At 35.6% G+C, this 16,428-nt stretch carries 15 protein-coding genes, 1 pseudogene and 2 riboswitches; of the genes and pseudogenes, 12 read left to right on the forward strand and 4 right to left on the reverse strand.

The features are described 5' to 3' along the window. Both ACVWY7_RS22840 and ACVWY7_RS22845 read right to left on the reverse strand, forming a co-directional pair. Complete coding sequence (locus tag ACVWY7_RS22840) at positions 1–813, reverse strand: MetQ/NlpA family ABC transporter substrate-binding protein (RefSeq protein ID WP_456523990.1); 813 nt, start codon at positions 811–813, stop codon at positions 1–3. Positions 814–897: 84 nt separating this feature from the next. Beyond that, positions 898–1,012, reverse strand: a riboswitch (SAM riboswitch). Between the two features lie 79 nt (positions 1,013–1,091). After that, complete coding sequence (locus ACVWY7_RS22845) at positions 1,092–2,000, reverse strand: NAD(P)-dependent alcohol dehydrogenase (RefSeq protein ID WP_000643883.1); 909 nt, start codon at positions 1,998–2,000, stop codon at positions 1,092–1,094. A gap of 145 nt (positions 2,001–2,145) precedes the next feature. Between ACVWY7_RS22845 and ACVWY7_RS22850 the strand changes: the two genes are divergently transcribed. The 6 genes from ACVWY7_RS22850 to ACVWY7_RS22875 all read left to right on the forward strand — a co-directional run bounded on the left by ACVWY7_RS22850 (position 2,146) and on the right by ACVWY7_RS22875 (position 8,920). Continuing rightward, the gene (locus ACVWY7_RS22850) at positions 2,146–2,910 is read left to right on the forward strand and encodes a DUF6612 family protein (protein WP_000720102.1); all 765 of its coding nucleotides are present in this window, start codon (positions 2,146–2,148) and stop codon (positions 2,908–2,910) included. 111 nt (positions 2,911–3,021) lie between these two features. Then, positions 3,022–4,458: an FAD-binding oxidoreductase gene (locus ACVWY7_RS22855; protein WP_456523991.1), complete on the forward strand. Its 1,437-nt coding sequence runs from the start codon at positions 3,022–3,024 to the stop codon at positions 4,456–4,458. Continuing rightward, on the forward strand, positions 4,455–4,988 hold the full coding sequence (locus tag ACVWY7_RS22860) for an MFS transporter (protein WP_000222345.1): 534 nt from the start codon (positions 4,455–4,457) through the stop codon (positions 4,986–4,988). Before ACVWY7_RS22855 ends, ACVWY7_RS22860 begins: the two co-directional genes overlap by 4 nt. 78 nt (positions 4,989–5,066) lie before the next feature. Continuing rightward, positions 5,067–6,788: a DUF3981 domain-containing protein gene (locus tag ACVWY7_RS22865; RefSeq protein ID WP_144508127.1), complete on the forward strand. Its 1,722-nt coding sequence runs from the start codon at positions 5,067–5,069 to the stop codon at positions 6,786–6,788. A 127-nt stretch (positions 6,789–6,915) separates the two neighbouring features. Then, on the forward strand, positions 6,916–8,166 hold the full coding sequence (locus ACVWY7_RS22870) for a multidrug effflux MFS transporter (RefSeq protein ID WP_001006753.1): 1,251 nt from the start codon (positions 6,916–6,918) through the stop codon (positions 8,164–8,166). 250 nt (positions 8,167–8,416) lie between these two features. Next, the gene (locus tag ACVWY7_RS22875; protein ID WP_000756539.1) at positions 8,417–8,920 is read left to right on the forward strand and encodes a hypothetical protein; all 504 of its coding nucleotides are present in this window, start codon (positions 8,417–8,419) and stop codon (positions 8,918–8,920) included. A 16-nt stretch (positions 8,921–8,936) separates the two neighbouring features. On the opposite strand, the gene ACVWY7_RS22880 is transcribed toward ACVWY7_RS22875, so the two are convergent. Next, positions 8,937–9,152: a DUF3951 domain-containing protein gene (locus tag ACVWY7_RS22880; RefSeq protein WP_000371390.1), complete on the reverse strand. Its 216-nt coding sequence runs from the start codon at positions 9,150–9,152 to the stop codon at positions 8,937–8,939. 173 nt (positions 9,153–9,325) lie between these two features. After that, positions 9,326–9,431, forward strand: a riboswitch (SAM riboswitch). 136 nt (positions 9,432–9,567) lie between these two features. Between ACVWY7_RS22880 and ACVWY7_RS22885 the strand changes: the two genes are divergently transcribed. Genes ACVWY7_RS22885 through ACVWY7_RS22905 form a run of 5 tightly spaced genes read left to right on the forward strand, consistent with a single transcriptional unit; the run spans position 9,568 to position 14,867 of the window. Then, entirely contained in the window at positions 9,568–10,485 is a 918-nt protein-coding gene (locus ACVWY7_RS22885) for an ABC transporter permease (protein WP_000289314.1), read from the forward strand. 16 nt (positions 10,486–10,501) lie between these two features. Then, positions 10,502–11,506: an ABC transporter permease gene (locus ACVWY7_RS22890; protein ID WP_000501552.1), complete on the forward strand. Its 1,005-nt coding sequence runs from the start codon at positions 10,502–10,504 to the stop codon at positions 11,504–11,506. Beyond that, entirely contained in the window at positions 11,463–12,473 is a 1,011-nt protein-coding gene (locus ACVWY7_RS22895) for an ABC transporter ATP-binding protein (RefSeq protein ID WP_144508121.1), read from the forward strand. Before ACVWY7_RS22890 ends, ACVWY7_RS22895 begins: the two co-directional genes overlap by 44 nt. Continuing rightward, positions 12,470–13,243 (forward strand): ABC transporter ATP-binding protein, encoded by a 774-nt coding sequence (locus ACVWY7_RS22900; protein ID WP_000205662.1) that lies wholly within the window; start codon positions 12,470–12,472, stop codon positions 13,241–13,243. The genes ACVWY7_RS22895 and ACVWY7_RS22900 overlap by 4 nt, the downstream gene beginning before the upstream one ends. A gap of 13 nt (positions 13,244–13,256) precedes the next feature. Then, the gene (locus ACVWY7_RS22905; protein ID WP_000714120.1) at positions 13,257–14,867 is read left to right on the forward strand and encodes a peptide ABC transporter substrate-binding protein; all 1,611 of its coding nucleotides are present in this window, start codon (positions 13,257–13,259) and stop codon (positions 14,865–14,867) included. Between the two features lie 16 nt (positions 14,868–14,883). Here the strand turns inward: ACVWY7_RS22905 and ACVWY7_RS22910 are convergent, their stop codons facing one another. Then, on the reverse strand, positions 14,884–15,351 hold the full coding sequence (locus ACVWY7_RS22910; RefSeq protein ID WP_144508119.1) for a YusW family protein: 468 nt from the start codon (positions 15,349–15,351) through the stop codon (positions 14,884–14,886). 172 nt (positions 15,352–15,523) lie between these two features. Between ACVWY7_RS22910 and ACVWY7_RS22915 the strand changes: the two are divergent. Continuing rightward, a pseudogene (locus tag ACVWY7_RS22915) lies at positions 15,524–16,423 on the forward strand (helix-turn-helix transcriptional regulator). The last annotated feature ends 5 nt before the right edge of the window (positions 16,424–16,428 follow it).

A 16,428-nucleotide genomic window follows, 5' to 3' on the forward strand; every position in this document is an offset into this window, starting at 1 on the left:
CTACCAAGACGGTAAAACAGAACCATCAAATTTTTTCTCAATAAATTCTTTTACTTCTTTAGATTGATAAGCTTTCTTTAATTTATTTACAACCGCATCATCTTTATTTTCAGTACGAACAACGACCCAGTTTACATATGGTGAATCTTTTCCTTCACGGAAGATAGAATCTTTCGCAGGGCTTAATTTTGCACCTAATGCAAAGTTTGTATTAATTGCAGCTGCTTTTACTTCACTTAGTTGTGTTGGTAATTGAGATGCCTCTAATTCAACGATCTTTAAATTTTTTGGATTTTCAATTACATCTTTCGCAGTCGCTTTTTCTGTCGCTTTTGGATCCACTTTTAAAACTCCTGCTTTTTCAAATAGTTTTAAAGCTCGAAGTTCATTCGTTGGATCATTTGGTACAGCAATTGCATCACCATCTTTTAAGTCTTTTACATCCTTTAAGCTTTTTGAATATACGCCCATAGGGAATGTTACTGTTGAAAATACTTCGGTTAATTTCATATTACGTTCAGCTTTAAACACGTCTAAATATGATTTTGTTTGATAGCTATTTACATCAAGGCTTTTTTCATCGAGGGATACGTTCGGTGCTACATAATCATTAAATACTTTTACATCAATTTCGAGACCGTCTTTCGCTGCCACTTCTTTTACCTTTTCAAAAATTTGTTCATGCGGCCCGCCTGTTACACCGACAGTAATCTTTTTCTCATCTAGTGTTTTTACCTCTTTATCAGAGTTAGCACCACATGCACCTAACAACAATACAGCTCCACTTACAATGCTCAATAATACTTTTTTCATCTATAGTTCCCCCTTCATATACGTTCCAAAATAAAAAGCACCTCTCAAAATAAGAGAGGTGCCAAATAGACAAAATAGGATCCTCTCTTATCTTCCAAAACGAAAACTCGTTTTGCAGGAATTAGCACCTTAGCTTATACGTCATAAGCTCGGTTGCCGGGCATCATCGGGCCAGTCCCTCCGCCACTCTTGATAAGAGTATGTGTATGTAGTTTTTAATATGGTACTAATAGTAAATCTTACAAAAAGAATTGTCAATGTTATTTTCTGAATATATTTTATTTTAAGGTAATCGAAACGTTCCCTTTTTTATGCCCTATTTCCACATACATATGAGCTTCAGCAATTTCTTCTAATCGGTAAGTTCTATCAATAACAGGTTTTAAATGTTCTGTTTCAGTTAGTTCTTTTAGTAGAATCATATCCTCTTTACTTACTTTTGCCATCATTCCATTCACAGATACATATTTTCCATTAGGCGCTAATACTTGTTTACAAAGGGATTTTTTATACTTCCCAACTGCATCAAATATAATATCGTAACGCTCGCGCCGCTTAGTAAAATCTTCTTTCGTATAATCAATTACTTTATCCGCTCCTAAAGATTGCACGAGTTCAAAATTTGAATTACTACAAACAGCTGTAACGGTCGCACCAAAATATTTAGCAAGTTGTATGGCAGCTGTTCCTACTGATCCAGAGGCGCCATATATGAGAACTTGTTGCCCCTTTTTTATCCGGCCTTTTCTCAGAAAATGCAACGCTGAAGTTCCACCAAAAGGAATAACTGCCGCTTCTTCATACGTTACATTGGTAGGTTTTAATGTTATTAATCCACTCTCATGCACGCACGTGTATTCGGCATAACCACCAAGATTGAGTTCTGTTAATGCAAAAATTTGATCCCCTTTTTTAAATTGAGTTACATCTGTCCCGATATCTTCTACCTCTCCTGCTAATTCTACGCCAAGTATAGGGTTTCTCGGTTTTCTAAGTCCTAATATAAGTCGCATAGGAATCCAAAATAATAGAGGGCTATTAAATCCGCGTATTCTACAATCTCCAGTCGATACACTTGTTGCGTGAATTTTAACTAATACTTCGTTCTTTTTAGGTATAGGTTTCTCTATATTTTGAAGCTGAAGAACGTTAGGTGGTCCATACTGTGTGCAAATGATCGCCTTCATAATGTCCTCCTGAAATGAGTTGTCGTTATTTACATCATATTTAAGATCTTTATTAAACATGTCGCTATATAGCGAGTATAGATTAAAAATTATATAGATTTCATAGGAAAAGAGGTGATATTATTTTGGGAAAGGGGGCAACAGTATGAAAAAAATTATTTTTGTTTCAAGTTTAGTACTTGCAATCAGTCTAGGGGTAGGGTGTAGTAATGAGAAAACAGCAAAGACGGATGAGCCGAAAAAAGAATCCGTTCAAAAAGAAAAGGAATTAACGGCGAAAGATGTTTTCAAGAAAACGAATGAAGCTTTTAAAAATGAAGAACATGTAACGATGACATATGGTGTAGGGGTAAAAGCTGAGGGAACAGAGATGGATATAGTAAAGGCTAAGATGCAATTAGAGCCAAAGACAAAGAATTCTCGTTCTGAAATGAATATTTCCGGTACAGATGTTGTAGTGTATACTGTGGATGGTAAAGTTGCTGGTGAGGTAAAAAACCCTAATACAGGAGAAGTTATAACCGTACCAGAGGAGCAATTAAACGCTGGTGGAATGAAAGCGACTCAAGATATTATAGATAAGTTAGAAGTACCGGAAGTAGTTTTAGATAAAATGAAGATGGAGAAAAGCGGAGATAAATATAAACTGAAATTTACATTAAAAGGGCAAGAAACAGAAAGTATGTTAACTAGCATGGATGAAACGCAGAAGAAAATGTTACAAGCACAAAATGCGAAGATAGAAGAAGTGGATGCAGAATATATCATTACAAAAGATTTTAAATATGAATCAGCAAAGATAGACATGATTATGAGTAGTAATGGCAAGGATAAAGCACACATTATTACGAACGCAAAATATACGTCGTATGAAAAGTTTGACCCAATACAATTGCCAGCAGCAAAGTAACAGTTTTGATAAGGAGGGACCTAAAATAAGGTCCCCCTTTTTTGTATTCTTTATTCATAGGAAAATAGGTACAATATAAAGAGGAAAAGGTGTAGAAGAGGAGAGTGTCATTTGAAAAAAGGAAAGATAGTGGTGGTCATTGTAGCATATACAGTGTTGCTTGCAACGTCTGTACATACATATAAAAAACAACTCGATCATCCTATTATGAGTGATGTAGGTAAATTGCTTCCGACAAAAATAAAACGTGTTGAAAGTGCTACTGATGAGCACTCGTTAATACAATTAGTGCAAGATGCAAATGTTTCTGGAGAGAAAATTTCTATTGCTGGTATGCAACATAGCCAAGGCGGACAGACATACTATCCACATGGTACGATGCTTGATATGAAAGGGTATAATAAAATATTGGAATTTGATCCAGAGAAGAAGCGCATTACAGTTCAAAGCGGCGTCACGTGGAATGATATTCAGAAGAAAGTAAATCCATATGGTCTTGCTGTTCAGGTGATGCAATCGCAAAATATTTTTACGGTTGGTGGTTCATTAAGTGTAAATGTACATGGTCGTGATATTCGTCATGAGGCATTGATTGATACAGTCGAATCATTTCGATTACTAATGGCAGATGGCACTGTACGTAATGTAAGTAGAGAAGAGAATGCGGATTTATTTCCTTACGTCATTGGCGGTTATGGGTTATTTGGTGTCATTTTAGATGTGACTTTAAAGTTAACAAATGATGAATTATATGAAACGCATACGAAAATGCTAAATTATAAAGAATACACGTCTTATTTCAAAGAAAAAGTGAAAAAAGATGCTAATGTTCGTATGCACTTAGCTCGTATTTCTGTTGCTCCAAATTCATTCTTAAGAGAAATGTATGTGACAGATTATACATTGGCACAAAATCAAAATATGAGGGAAGAGTATAGTGAACTAAAAGAAGAAACTATTATAGCAGCGCCGAAATTTTTACTTGGATTATCACGCTACAGTGATTGGGGAAAGAATACGTTTTGGGATATACAAAGAAGTTATTTTGAACGTACAGATGGAAAGTATGAGACGCGAAATAATGTTATGAGGTCAGATAGTGCCTTTATGGAATATGAAAACCCGAATAGGACAGAGGTGTTACAAGAATATTTTGTGCCTATAGATTCTTTTACGGAATACATAGATGATTTACGTAACGTATTAAATGAAGAAGAGTTTAATTTGCTCAATATTACGATTCGTTACGTGGAAAAGAATGAAAATGCAGTTTTATCCTATGCGAAAGATGATATGTTTGCACTGGTTCTTTTAATTAATCAAGGACGTTCTGAAAATGAGATAAAGAAAACAGAGGATGTTATTCAGAAGATGATTGATGTTACGTTAAAGCATAACGGTAGTTATTATTTACCGTATTATCCTTATCCAACGAAAGAGCAGTTAAAGAGAGCATACCCTCGTATAGAAGAATTTCTTGGGAAGAAAAAAGAAGCGGATCCAAAAGAGAGATTTGTGAATTTATTTTATAGGGAGTATACGAAATGACATATAGAAGATTTATAGCTTCACAGAGCATTATTATGATGGCGGGAAGTATGGTGTTTCCTTTTTACATTCTATTGCTCCGGAATGTTGGAAATAGCTTCTCGCAGTTTGGCTGGGCTTATGGTTTATTTGCCTTAACTTCAGCACTTGTATACCCGTTAGTAGGAAAACTGTCTGATCGAGTAGGCGATCAAAAATTATTAATTATATATGCCTGGTCCATGGCAATATTAATGCTTTGTTTTCCTATTGCAACAGAAGTATGGCATGTATACATTCTTCAAATTTTAATGGGAGTTTTAGGGGCTGTGCAGCGTAATACGGAGAAGACGTCGTTAGCACGAAAAGTTGTACAAGAAAATGCTGGTTATGAGATTGGAAAATATCATGTGTGGACATCGATTGGTGGAGCAGTTGCGATTATTGCAACGGGATATTTAGTAGACTTCTTTACGATTGGTACAATTTTTTATATAGCATCTATCTTATATGTAGTGAGTGGAGTTGTATTAAGTAGTAAAAAAATATAACCATTCCCATTTTTACCTGAATAACCTTTATTTGTTATACTAAAGGGGAAGACAAAAGAAAAGGGGACATTGCCTTTGATGAAATTTTTAATTTTAGCTATTCTCACTTTGTTTTTGATTCCATGGACAAGAAGAAGCGGTAGTAAACTTCGAGCAGTGGATAAGAAAGGGGATGAGAAGGTTGTAAAGGGTAAGAAATCATCCATTTTAGTTATTCCAGTTTTATTTTGGATAGGTATCGCAATCTATGAATATTTTTGGTTAATCGATGATCGAGCAGATTCAATTCTTACTCATTATTCTGTTGCAGTAGCAATTTTAATTGGGCTTGTTTTATTTTCACAAGATCAAATAGGAAAATTAGAAGGTACGTTAAAAGGACTTCTAATGTTTGTTTTACTTGCAAGTTACGGCTACTTTGGTTATTTGCACGATATAGTAATCTCGCAAACGAAATATGATTCTGTTGTAAAGGTAGAGAAAGATATTTCAGAGCCATTTACTGAAAATGATCAGCCGTTTACAGTGCCGCCAAAGACAGCGGAGAATAAGATGAAAAAAGTATTTGGGGATATTCCAAAAGTAGCTTATTTTGAGCTAGGAGAATTAACGCCACAAATGGTAAATGGTGAGGCTTTATATGTAGCACCGATTGAAGTTTCAGGCTTTTTTAAAGCACGTAAAGCGGAGACAATTCCAGGGTACGTAACGATGTCAGGTACGAATCCTGATGCAGAAGCGAAACTGCACCTCGGTTATAAAATGAAATACGTGCCAAGCATGTTTTTCGGAAATAATTTAGAGCGTGTGGTAAGGCAAGCGGAACCAAATTTAATCTTTAAAGGGAAACCTAAATTTGAAGTTGATGATAAAGGAAAACCGTATTATACAATGACGTACGGTGAATTCATTTCAGGAAGATCCGGGTTTGATGTAGAGGGCGTTGTAGTAGTAGATGCACAAACAGGTGAAGTGAAAAGATACGATAAAGGAAAGGCACCTAAATTTGTTGATGGCGTATTAAATCACGAGACTGCATCTACGTTAAATACGTACTTCGGTAAATATATTCACGGATTTTGGAATACGAAATTCTCGCAAACTGATATGAAGATTCCGACTGAGTGGGGAACGAAAGAAGGAGTTACACCGATCTTCGGTAAGGATGGAACGCTATATTACTTTACTGATTTCACTTCTCCGAAAGAAGGAGTAGATTCTGCGTTAGGTTACTCACTCATTGATGCACGTACAGGTAAGTTGTATTACTATAATGGAAAAGAAGTAAAGGGAATTATGGATGGTTCGGCTGCTTCGGAAGTCGTGGATAATTCCTTTAAGAGAGAAAAGTGGCATGGAACGATGCCGGTTATTTATAACGTGTACGGTAAACCTTCTTGGATTGTACCTGTTATTGATGACGGAGGGTTAGTACGTGCCCATACTGTTATCTATGCTTCCAATGCGAAAATATTTGCAACAGGTTCGACGCAAAAAGAAGCACTTGAGAACTATAAAAATGCGCTGAGCGGAAGTGGAGATTCATTTAGACCAACTTCAAGTGGTAAAGAGGCACAAAAAGAAGGCGTTGTACAACGTGTATATAAAGAAAAATCAGGTGAAAATACAATTGTTTATGTACTGTTGGAGAACGAACAAAAAGTGTTTATGATACCTGCGAAAAAGTTCCCATATGCTATGTTTACAGAAGTGGGAGATCCAATTCAAATCACATATTTAGATACAGGAGAGGCGATGTCTTCCGTATCTAAATTTACAAATAGTAATTTGAACAAGTAAAGCGATAGAGATTCTATCGCTTTTTTTTACAAAATTAAACAGGGAAATGCGCTATACTTGACGTATTTGTATGTTGTAACTATAATTGTTACGATTTAGTATGTATAGGAAAGGGTGAACGAAAAAAGTGAATGAAGTTAATCAGGAAATATATAAGCCTGTAAAGACAAACAGGTTATGGATGATTCTTGTATTAGGGACACTTACGGCAATTGGGCCGTTATCTATTGATATGTATTTGCCTTCGTTACCGAAGTTAACGGATGACTTGCAAACGGGTGCATCTCTAGCACAGCTTACATTAACAGCTTGTTTGCTTGGGCTTTCAGTAGGACAATTATTTGTTGGCTCAATTAGTGATATTTACGGCAGACGCAAACCTCTTATTATTGCTCTTATTATTTATGTTGCTTCTTCTTTACTTTGTGCTGTTGCACCATCTATTTGGACTTTAGTGTTATTACGCTTCCTACAAGGAGCTTCAGGATCAGCCGGAATTGTTATATCACGTGCAATGGTACGTGACATGTATTCAGGTTCTGAAATGACGAAATTCTTCTCACTGCTTATGTTAGTAAACGGAGCAGCACCTATTTTGGCACCGATTATAGGGGGACAATTATTACAGTTCACAACGTGGCGCGGTGTCTTTATCGTTCTCGGAGCAATAAGTGTATTTATGTTAATATCAGCTACTTTCGTATTACGTGAAACATTACCTCCTGAAGAAAGAGAAACAGGCGGTTTGTCAGGGACGTTAGCGACGTATGGAAAACTGTTAAAGGATCGTTTGTTTATGGGATATGCATTGTCACAAGGATTAGTAACGGCGGCAATGTTTGCATACATTTCGGGCTCACCATTTGTGTTGCAGAACATATACGGAGCATCACCACAGCAATTTAGTTTATTCTTTGCAATCAACGGTATCGGTATTATTATTGCGAGTCAGGTTACGGGTCGTTTAGCAGGGAAAGTGAATGAGAAGACATTATTTGTCTCTGGTATCGTTATTGCAGCTGTTGGTGGTTTATCTTTACTACTAACAATCTTATTAGGAATAGGGTTAATTGGTGTTTTATGTTCATTATTCCTTGTTGTATCAAGTGTTGGGGTTGTCTCAACAACTGGGTTCTCATTAGCGATGAGAAATCAAAAACAAGCTGCAGGAACAGCATCAGCTTTATTAGGCTTATTACAGTTCATTTCAGGAGCGCTTGTTGCACCTCTAGTAGGTATTGGTGGAAGCAACACCGCATTACCGATGGGTGTTGTAATAGCCCTTTGTGAAATTGGTGCGGTACTATGCTATTTATTTATGGCCAGAAGAAGTGAAAAGCAGTTTGAACTGCAAGCAAGACAAGATTTAGAGGTTTAATGTATAAAGAAGAGCTGATTCAAATATTTTTTGAATCAGCTCTTCTTTCATTTCTTTGAAATAACTCATACAGTGTTGTAAGGTGATGCAAAAGTTATTTGTATAAAGTGACGATACTGTGACAAACATGTTGGTATATATATTACGATGTCGTCTTAAGTGTAAAAAGTAGGGTGTTCTCGGTATAATAACAAGTGGAGATAAAAGAAACTATAATGAGTAGTAGCTGTAGATAAAAGGAGAAGAAGAGATGAAGAAGGTTTTGGGTATTGCTGTAATGGGAAGTATGATCCTTCTAGCAGGATGTAATGGAAGTAAAGATACGAAAGAACCGAAAGAAAAGGTAGAGCAGTCTACTGAGCAAACAGAAGAGATGAAAGTGTATCGTGAAGTACATGAAAAGTACGATATGAAGATAAATAAAGAAATCAATAAAGCATTACAGTTATGGGAAATAGCAAAAGAAAAGGGCGGTAAGGAAATAACAAATGCTACATATAAAGAAGACGTGCAAAAGGTAACAACGAACATGTTAGAGGATATTGATCATATACGTAAAGAAATCCGTGTACCGAAATCCAAAGAGCAAGAGCACGAATTATATGTCGGTTTCTTGAATGAAGCAGAACAAGCGATAAAAAAATTACAGAAACTAGCTAAAGAAGAAGACTCATCATTAATTCGGGATATAGAAATTAATTTTTCAACAGCATCGACATACTATAAACGTTTTCAAGCAGAAACGAAAAAATAACCTTGCCTGTGCAAGGTTATTTTTTCTTCTTGCCATCGCCGTCTTCATCCTCAGATACTAATACCTTCTGTTCTTCGTGAAATTCGGAAATTGTTTGTCCGGTAATATTATCAAAGGGTGTGTAAAAAGAGGTAATGCTTTTCTTTTTAATGAAAAGTTTATAAAATCCAATGATAACAAGTATAACGATTGTTAATGGTAATCCTATAGTTGCTAGAAGTAAGGGATCCATCATATAACTCCTTTAATATCGTTTTTTTTTATTATAAGCGAGAAACTGTAATTTAGATAAATATACTATCAAAAAACTGATTTTTCTAAATATATCCAATTTGATTGACTTTTCATTTTTTCAGAATTATAATTCGAAATATACAATTTGAACCAAATAATAATATAGCAATTTACTTATCCAGAGAGGTAGAGGGACTGGCCCTATGACACCTCAGCAGCGGGTTCTGCAAGATGAACACCGTGCTAATTCCAGCAAGCAAGTCTTGAAAGATAAGTGATGGGCCTTTGTTTATTAAGCCTTGATCTTATTTTTTAGGATCAAGGCTTTTTGTATTCTAAAAAGAGAAAAGGGAGTAATGGAAACAGTACGTTTATAAAACTAAGTAAATATATGTGTTTAGGGGGTTATTGAAGTGTATGTAATTAAAAAATTATCGGTTATGGTGTTCACACTATGGGTTATTACGACAGTGACATTTCTAATTATGCATATTATTCCGGGAGATCCATTTTCATCAGATGCAAAAATCTTTCCTGAAGAAGTGATCCAAAACATGAGGGCGAAGTATCACCTTGATGAACCGTTATGGAATCAATATGTTGCTTATTTAGACGGTGTAGTTCATTTTGATTTTGGTGAATCCGTTCAGTCGACGGGGCAAGGTGTATCAGAGATTATAACGACCGGATTTGGTCCATCAGCGATTATTGGTTTACAAGCACTTATTATTTCATTATTAGTCGGAATTGCTGCAGGTACATTTGCTGCTCTATATCATGGGAAAGTAATTGACTATAGTGTGAGCTTACTTGCGATTCTCGGTATTTCTATTCCAAGTTTTATTTTAGCACCATTATTTATACAAGTATTCGCTATACAGTTTGAACTTTTACCAGTAGCGTCTTGGGGCACCTTCGAACATACGGTATTGCCATCCTTTGCATTAGCACTAGGACCAATCGCGGTTATTACAAGATTTGTTCGTTCTAATATGATCGAAGTTTTGCAGAGTGATTATATTAAGCTAGCGAGAGCAAAGGGTATACCGATTAAGAAGATTATTATAAGACACGCTCTTCGAAATGCAATTGTTCCAGTACTTACATTTGTTGGGCCGTTAATGGCGGGACTTTTAACAGGTACTTTCGTTATTGAAAAGATTTTTTCAATTCCTGGTCTCGGAAAATATTTTGTAGATAGTATTTTTAATCGAGATTATCCAGTGATTATGGGAACAACCATTTTTTATAGTGCACTTTTAATCTTATGTATTTTTATTACAGATATTATTCATCGTATTGTTGATCCGCGTATTCGTTCTATTACGTAAGGAGGGGGATGTTTAGATGGGGGCTTATGAAATTAATAATCAGTTATTAACGAATGAAGAGAAAAAAGAATTAACGATAAATAAAGATCAGCAAAAGATTAGCCGAAAGAAAGAAGTGTTTCGTAAGTTTGTATCGAATCCAATCGCAGTTTTAGGATCAGTGACGTTATTACTCATTATTGTTTTCTCACTTATTGGTGAAAGTTTAACGCCATTTACTGCGAGTGAACAGGTAAAAGAGGCAACAAACTTACCACCGAGTAGTGAACATTGGTTCGGAACAGATGATTTGGGAAGAGATATATGGGCGCGTACTTGGGCTGGCGGGAAAATTTCACTAACAGTTGGATTAGTAGCAGCAGCTCTAGACATAGGGCTTGGTGTGCTAATCGGAGGTTTTAGTGGATATGTAAGAGGGCGTAATCGTCTTGGAACGTTAATTGATGAGTGGATTATAAGAGGGATTGAAGTGTTATATGGCATCCCATATTTACTAATTGTTATTTTACTATTAATCGTTATGAAACCGGGACTCTTTACAATTATAATCGCTCTTGCGTTAACGGGGTGGATTGGCATGGCACGTCTCATTCGGGCCCAAGTCTTGTCTTTGAAACAAAGAGAATTTGTTATTGCAGCAGAACGATTAGGTACATCTCATATGAAAATTATATATGGACATTTAATTCCAAACTTAACAGGAATTATTATCGTAAATTTATCATTTACAATTCCAGCAGCTATTTTCTCAGAATCATTTTTAAGCTTTATCGGACTGGGAGTACAATCACCAGCGGCAAGCTGGGGAACAATGACAAATGATGCGCTTGGGACATTATTAAGCGGAGAATGGTGGCAACTTTTCTTCCCAGCAATCATGATTGCACTCATCATGTTCGCATTTAATGCAATTGGTGATGGTTTGCAAGATGCAATTGATCCGAAAATCATAAAACGTAATCGAAAGGAGAAAAAACATGGCGCGAGTCTTATCGTTAGAAAACGTAACATTAGCCGTTGAAAAAGAGAATAGTAAGCAAGCGATTGTGAAACATGTTTCCTTTTTTATTAACGAAGGTGAAATAGTGGCACTTGTAGGAGAGAGTGGCTCAGGAAAAAGTGTTACAGCGCAATCTATTATCGGCTTAAATCAAGAATCAATTCAATTTGATGATGGAAATATATCTTTCGAGTCAAAGGATTTAACTAATTTACAAGAATCAGAATGGAATCAAATTCGTGGGAAAGATATTTCGTTTATCTTTCAAGACCCACTTTCATCTTTAAATCCGACGATGAAGGTGGGAAGGCAAATTACAGAAGTGATTTTGCAGCACGAAAAGAAATCGAAAAAAGAGGCAAAAGAAATTGCGATTAATTTATTAAATGCTTTAGGGATACATGAAGCAGAGAAACGTTTTGAACAGTACCCACATCAATTAAGTGGAGGTATGAGGCAGCGTATTTGTTTAGCGATTGCATTTGCGTGTCATCCGAAGCTTGTTATTGCAGATGAACCTACAACGGCATTAGATGTAACAATTCAGAAACAAATTATGGGGTTATTAAAAGAGCGGAAAGAAAAACAAAATACGAGTATTTTGTTGATTACACATGATTTGGCACTTGTACGTGAAGTGGCTGACCGAGTAGTTGTCATGTATGGAGGACGTGTTGTTGAAAAAGGAACAATACAGGAAGTAATAGGTTCTCCTAAACATCCATATACGAAAAGCTTATTACAAGCAATTCCAAATATGGATGATTCCGAAAAAGTATTACGTGCAATCGAAGGAACGACACCTTCTATTGAAACATTAAATATCTTTGGTTGTCCTTTTGTCAATCGTTGCCCAGTAGCAATAAAAGAATGTATTCATCGTTTCCCGGAGAGAACAACATATTCTGGGGAGCATAGCTCACATTGTTGGCAGCATGTTCTAGAGCATGATAGAGCGAAATCAAAAGAGAAGGTGAATGTCTCATGACGACAGATTTAATTACTGTAAAGCAAGTAACGAAAACGTATGGAAGTAAAAATAAAGAAATCGCAGCGTTAAAAGACATATCACTTGCGATCCCGAAAGGAACAACGCTTGGCATTATTGGAGAAAGTGGTTCAGGAAAAACAACACTTGGTAAGCTCATAGCTGGGATCGAGAGCCCAACGTCTGGTGAAATTGATTATAACGGTCAAGTCGTTCACAAGTTGAAGGCAGCTCATAAGCGTGATTTCTTACAGAAAGTACAGTTTATTTTTCAAGATTCCACAGCAGCATTAAATCCGCGCTGGAAAGTATGCGATAGCGTAACGGAAGGATATATTTCATTCGGACTCGGTGATAAAGGATTGAAAGATAAAGTCGCAGGTGATGCGCTAGAGCGTGTTGGATTAGATAGACGATATATTAATCGTTACCCGCATGAATTTAGCGGAGGACAACGTCAACGAATTGCTATTGCAAGAGCGTTATTGTGTGAGCCAGAAGTATTGATTCTTGATGAACCAATTTCAGCGTTAGATGTTTCATTGCAAATTCAAATTGTACATCTGCTACAAAAGATTCAAAGGGAACAAGGCTATACATATTTATTTATCGCGCATGATTTGCCAATGGTTCACTACTTGTGTGAAAAGGTGGCTGTCTTATATAAGGGAGAACTTGTTGAATTTGGAAATACGGACGAAGTATTCCGTAATCCACAACATTCTTATACAAAAACATTATTAGCATCAACACCAAAAATTTCAGGGTAAAGGGGAATGTAAGATGAAGAAGTTTTTACTGTTTGTCATTATGACCGTATTAGCAATTACTTCTGTCGCTTGCGGTAAGAAAGAGACGCAAAAAGCAAGTGCTGGTAAGGGAGAAGGAGATCGATTAGTAACGAATATTAGTAGTGATCCATATACTCTTGATGCTGCTATTTCGACAGATAGCACGTCAGGTTATGTAATTGGACATTTATTCTCAAGCTTATATACGCAAGATAGCGATGGGAAATATCAAAATGAATTAGCAGAGAAAGAAGAAGTAAATGCTGATGGAACGGAGTATACAATTCATTTAAAGAAAGATATTAAATGGTCAGATGGTTCTCCTATTACAGCAAATGACTTTGAATTTGCATGGAAGCGATTATTAAATCCGAAAACGGGTTCTATGAATGCTACAGAAATGTATTTTATTAAAGGGGCAGAGGCATATAATACTGGAAAAGGTGAAGAAGGCCAAGTTGGTATTCAAGTTGTTGATCCTCAAACATTAAAGATAACACTTGAGCACCCTGTTTCTTCTATTAAACAAAAGCTAGCAAGTTCATTATTTATTCCATTATCTAAAAAATCAATTGATGATAATAATAAATTAAAAACAAATCCAAAAGAGTTAATTACGAACGGACCATTCACGTTAAAAGAATGGAAGCATAACCAAGCTATTACAGTGCAAAAAAACAAAGAATATTATGATAAAAAGGTGACATTAAAAGAAATTGAGTTTCGCATTATTCCAGACTCTAAAACAGCGTACCAATTGTACAAATCAAAAGAATTAGATTTACTAAGTGGTTTACCACAAGAGATGATTGAGAAAGAAAAAGGAAATAAAGAATATAAGCGTGTTGCAGGATTCTCATCTTATATTTATTCGTTTAATGTAGAAAAAGAGCCATTCACAAATGCGAAAGTGCGTAAAGCCTTTTCATTAGCAGTTGATCGTAAGTTTATCGTTGAAAAACTGTATAAGAATAATGCACAAGAAGCATATGCATTCGTTCCAGAAGGAGCAAAAACACAAGGTGGTCGTGATTTCCGTAAAGAAAAAGGCGATTATGTTAAATTCGATCCGGCAGAAGCGAAAAAATTATTAGAAGAGGGTATGAAAGAACAAGGTTGGTCTACATTACCTGCAGTAACATTGAAATTCACTACAGATACACAACATAAAAAAGTAGCAGAAGCAATGCAAGAAATGTTTAAGAAAAATCTTGGCGTAGATATTAAGTTAGAAAATAAAGAGTGGAAGAGTTACATCGATACATATAAGCAAAGTGATTTCCAATTAGCTTATATGGGATGGGGAGGTTCTTTACTAGATCCAATTACTAAACTAGATTTATATGCAGGTGATGGTCCGAATAACTATGCAAAATGGCATAATAAAGAATTTGATGCTTTAGTAAAAGAAGCCGAAGTTGAACAAAACGAAGATAAACGTTTTGACTTATTGCATAAAGCAGAAGATATTATGTTTACAGATTCACCGTTAATCCCAATTATATTCCCTTCTGATTCTTATTTACAAAAAGAATCAGTATCTGGACTTCAATATTATGTTGGATCTAAACCAGATTTAAGATATGTAAAAATAAAGAAGTAGGCAACCGCCTACTTCTTTATTTTATTTCTCTTTTATATTCTTTTTTCGTTCCATCAGAGAAGATAACTTCTAACTCGAATTTTTGATAGTCTTTATCAAGTTTGAACACGTTTAAGACTTGATCGATTACTTCTTGGTCAGGAGTATCTTTATCAAATTTTAATTCTTGTAGAAGTGGGCTTAATTTTGTGATAGCTTCGTCTCCTGTTAAATTTACATCTGCTTTATGATCTTCAATTTTTGCTTCCATTTTCTTATCAGCCGCTACATTTTTAAAATCAGCTTCGTAGTCTTTCTTCGTATCTTGATAGTCTGCATCTAAACTAAATTCATTAAAATTAAGTTTTAAATCTGCAGGAGCTTCATTTTTTGCTTCTTCAGTCGTTTTCTTATTCGAAGTTGTATCTTCTTTTGCAGGAGCTTTACATCCCGTTAATGCAGGTACTAGCATAAGAGTTAATAAAACTGATAGTAGAGTTCTCATCGAAAATTCCTCCTTATGTAAATTCGTTCTATACAAGTTTTTCCCAAAATCATGTAATTATGTATGTGTTGAAAATAAATTATTATCCTGTAGCTACAAGGGTTAATCCGCAATTTAAATCAAAAAAAATTTGTATGTATATGGTAAATTGAAATTGTGAGGAGGGACTAAAATGCATGAAGAATATAAAGAGATGATAAAAAAAGCTATTGAATATATAGAGAATCACTTACATGAGGAGCTTACAACAGAAAGAGTAGCATCTCACAGTGCAGTATCGATGTATCATTTTCATCGTATTTTTCAAAGGTATATTGGGATGAGTGTAACGGATTATATTCGAAAGAGAAGGTTAACTCATGCTGCGCAGGTTTTAGTGTCGACCGAGAGAGCTGTTATTGATATTGCGATGTAATATGGTTTTTCCTCACAAGAGGCGTTTACGAGAGCTTTTAAAAGAATGCTTCAATTGCCACCAAAGAAATATCGAAAGTACTTCCAGTCATTTTATATAGAAAGAGAGGGTGTTTCAATGCAAAAAGGTATACCGAAAGGATGGATCTTAAGTGGAAGTCATCCTGCTGAATATGAGATGGGTTTAGATTATGAAGTTGTCCATCAAGGGAAAGTATCTGCATACATAAAAGCAAAAGAGAATGTTACGCACGGAGGATTTTCAACATTAATGCAAATGTTCCGAGCGGATAAATATGTAGGGAAGAGACTACGTTTTACAGCATTTGTTAAGAGTGAAAATGTAAGAGATTGGGCAGGATTGTGGATGCGAGTAGACGGAAAAGAGACAGAACCGCTTGCTATGGATAATATGCAAAATCGTCCCATTAAACATACGAATAATTGGCAATCGTACTCGGTTGTATTAGATATAAAAGAAGGAGCGCTTGGTATTGCATTTGGTGTTTTATTATCAGGAGAAGGTTGTGTGTGGCTAGATAGTATTCGATTTGATGAAGTAGATGAAAAAATTCCTACAACAGATTTGGCAGAGAACTTTTATGAAACACTTTTAGAAGAACCGGTGAATCTACAATTTGAAGAAGTAGAAAAATAAAAAAC

The sequence above is a fragment of the Bacillus sp. TE9106W genome (assembly GCF_054062215.1).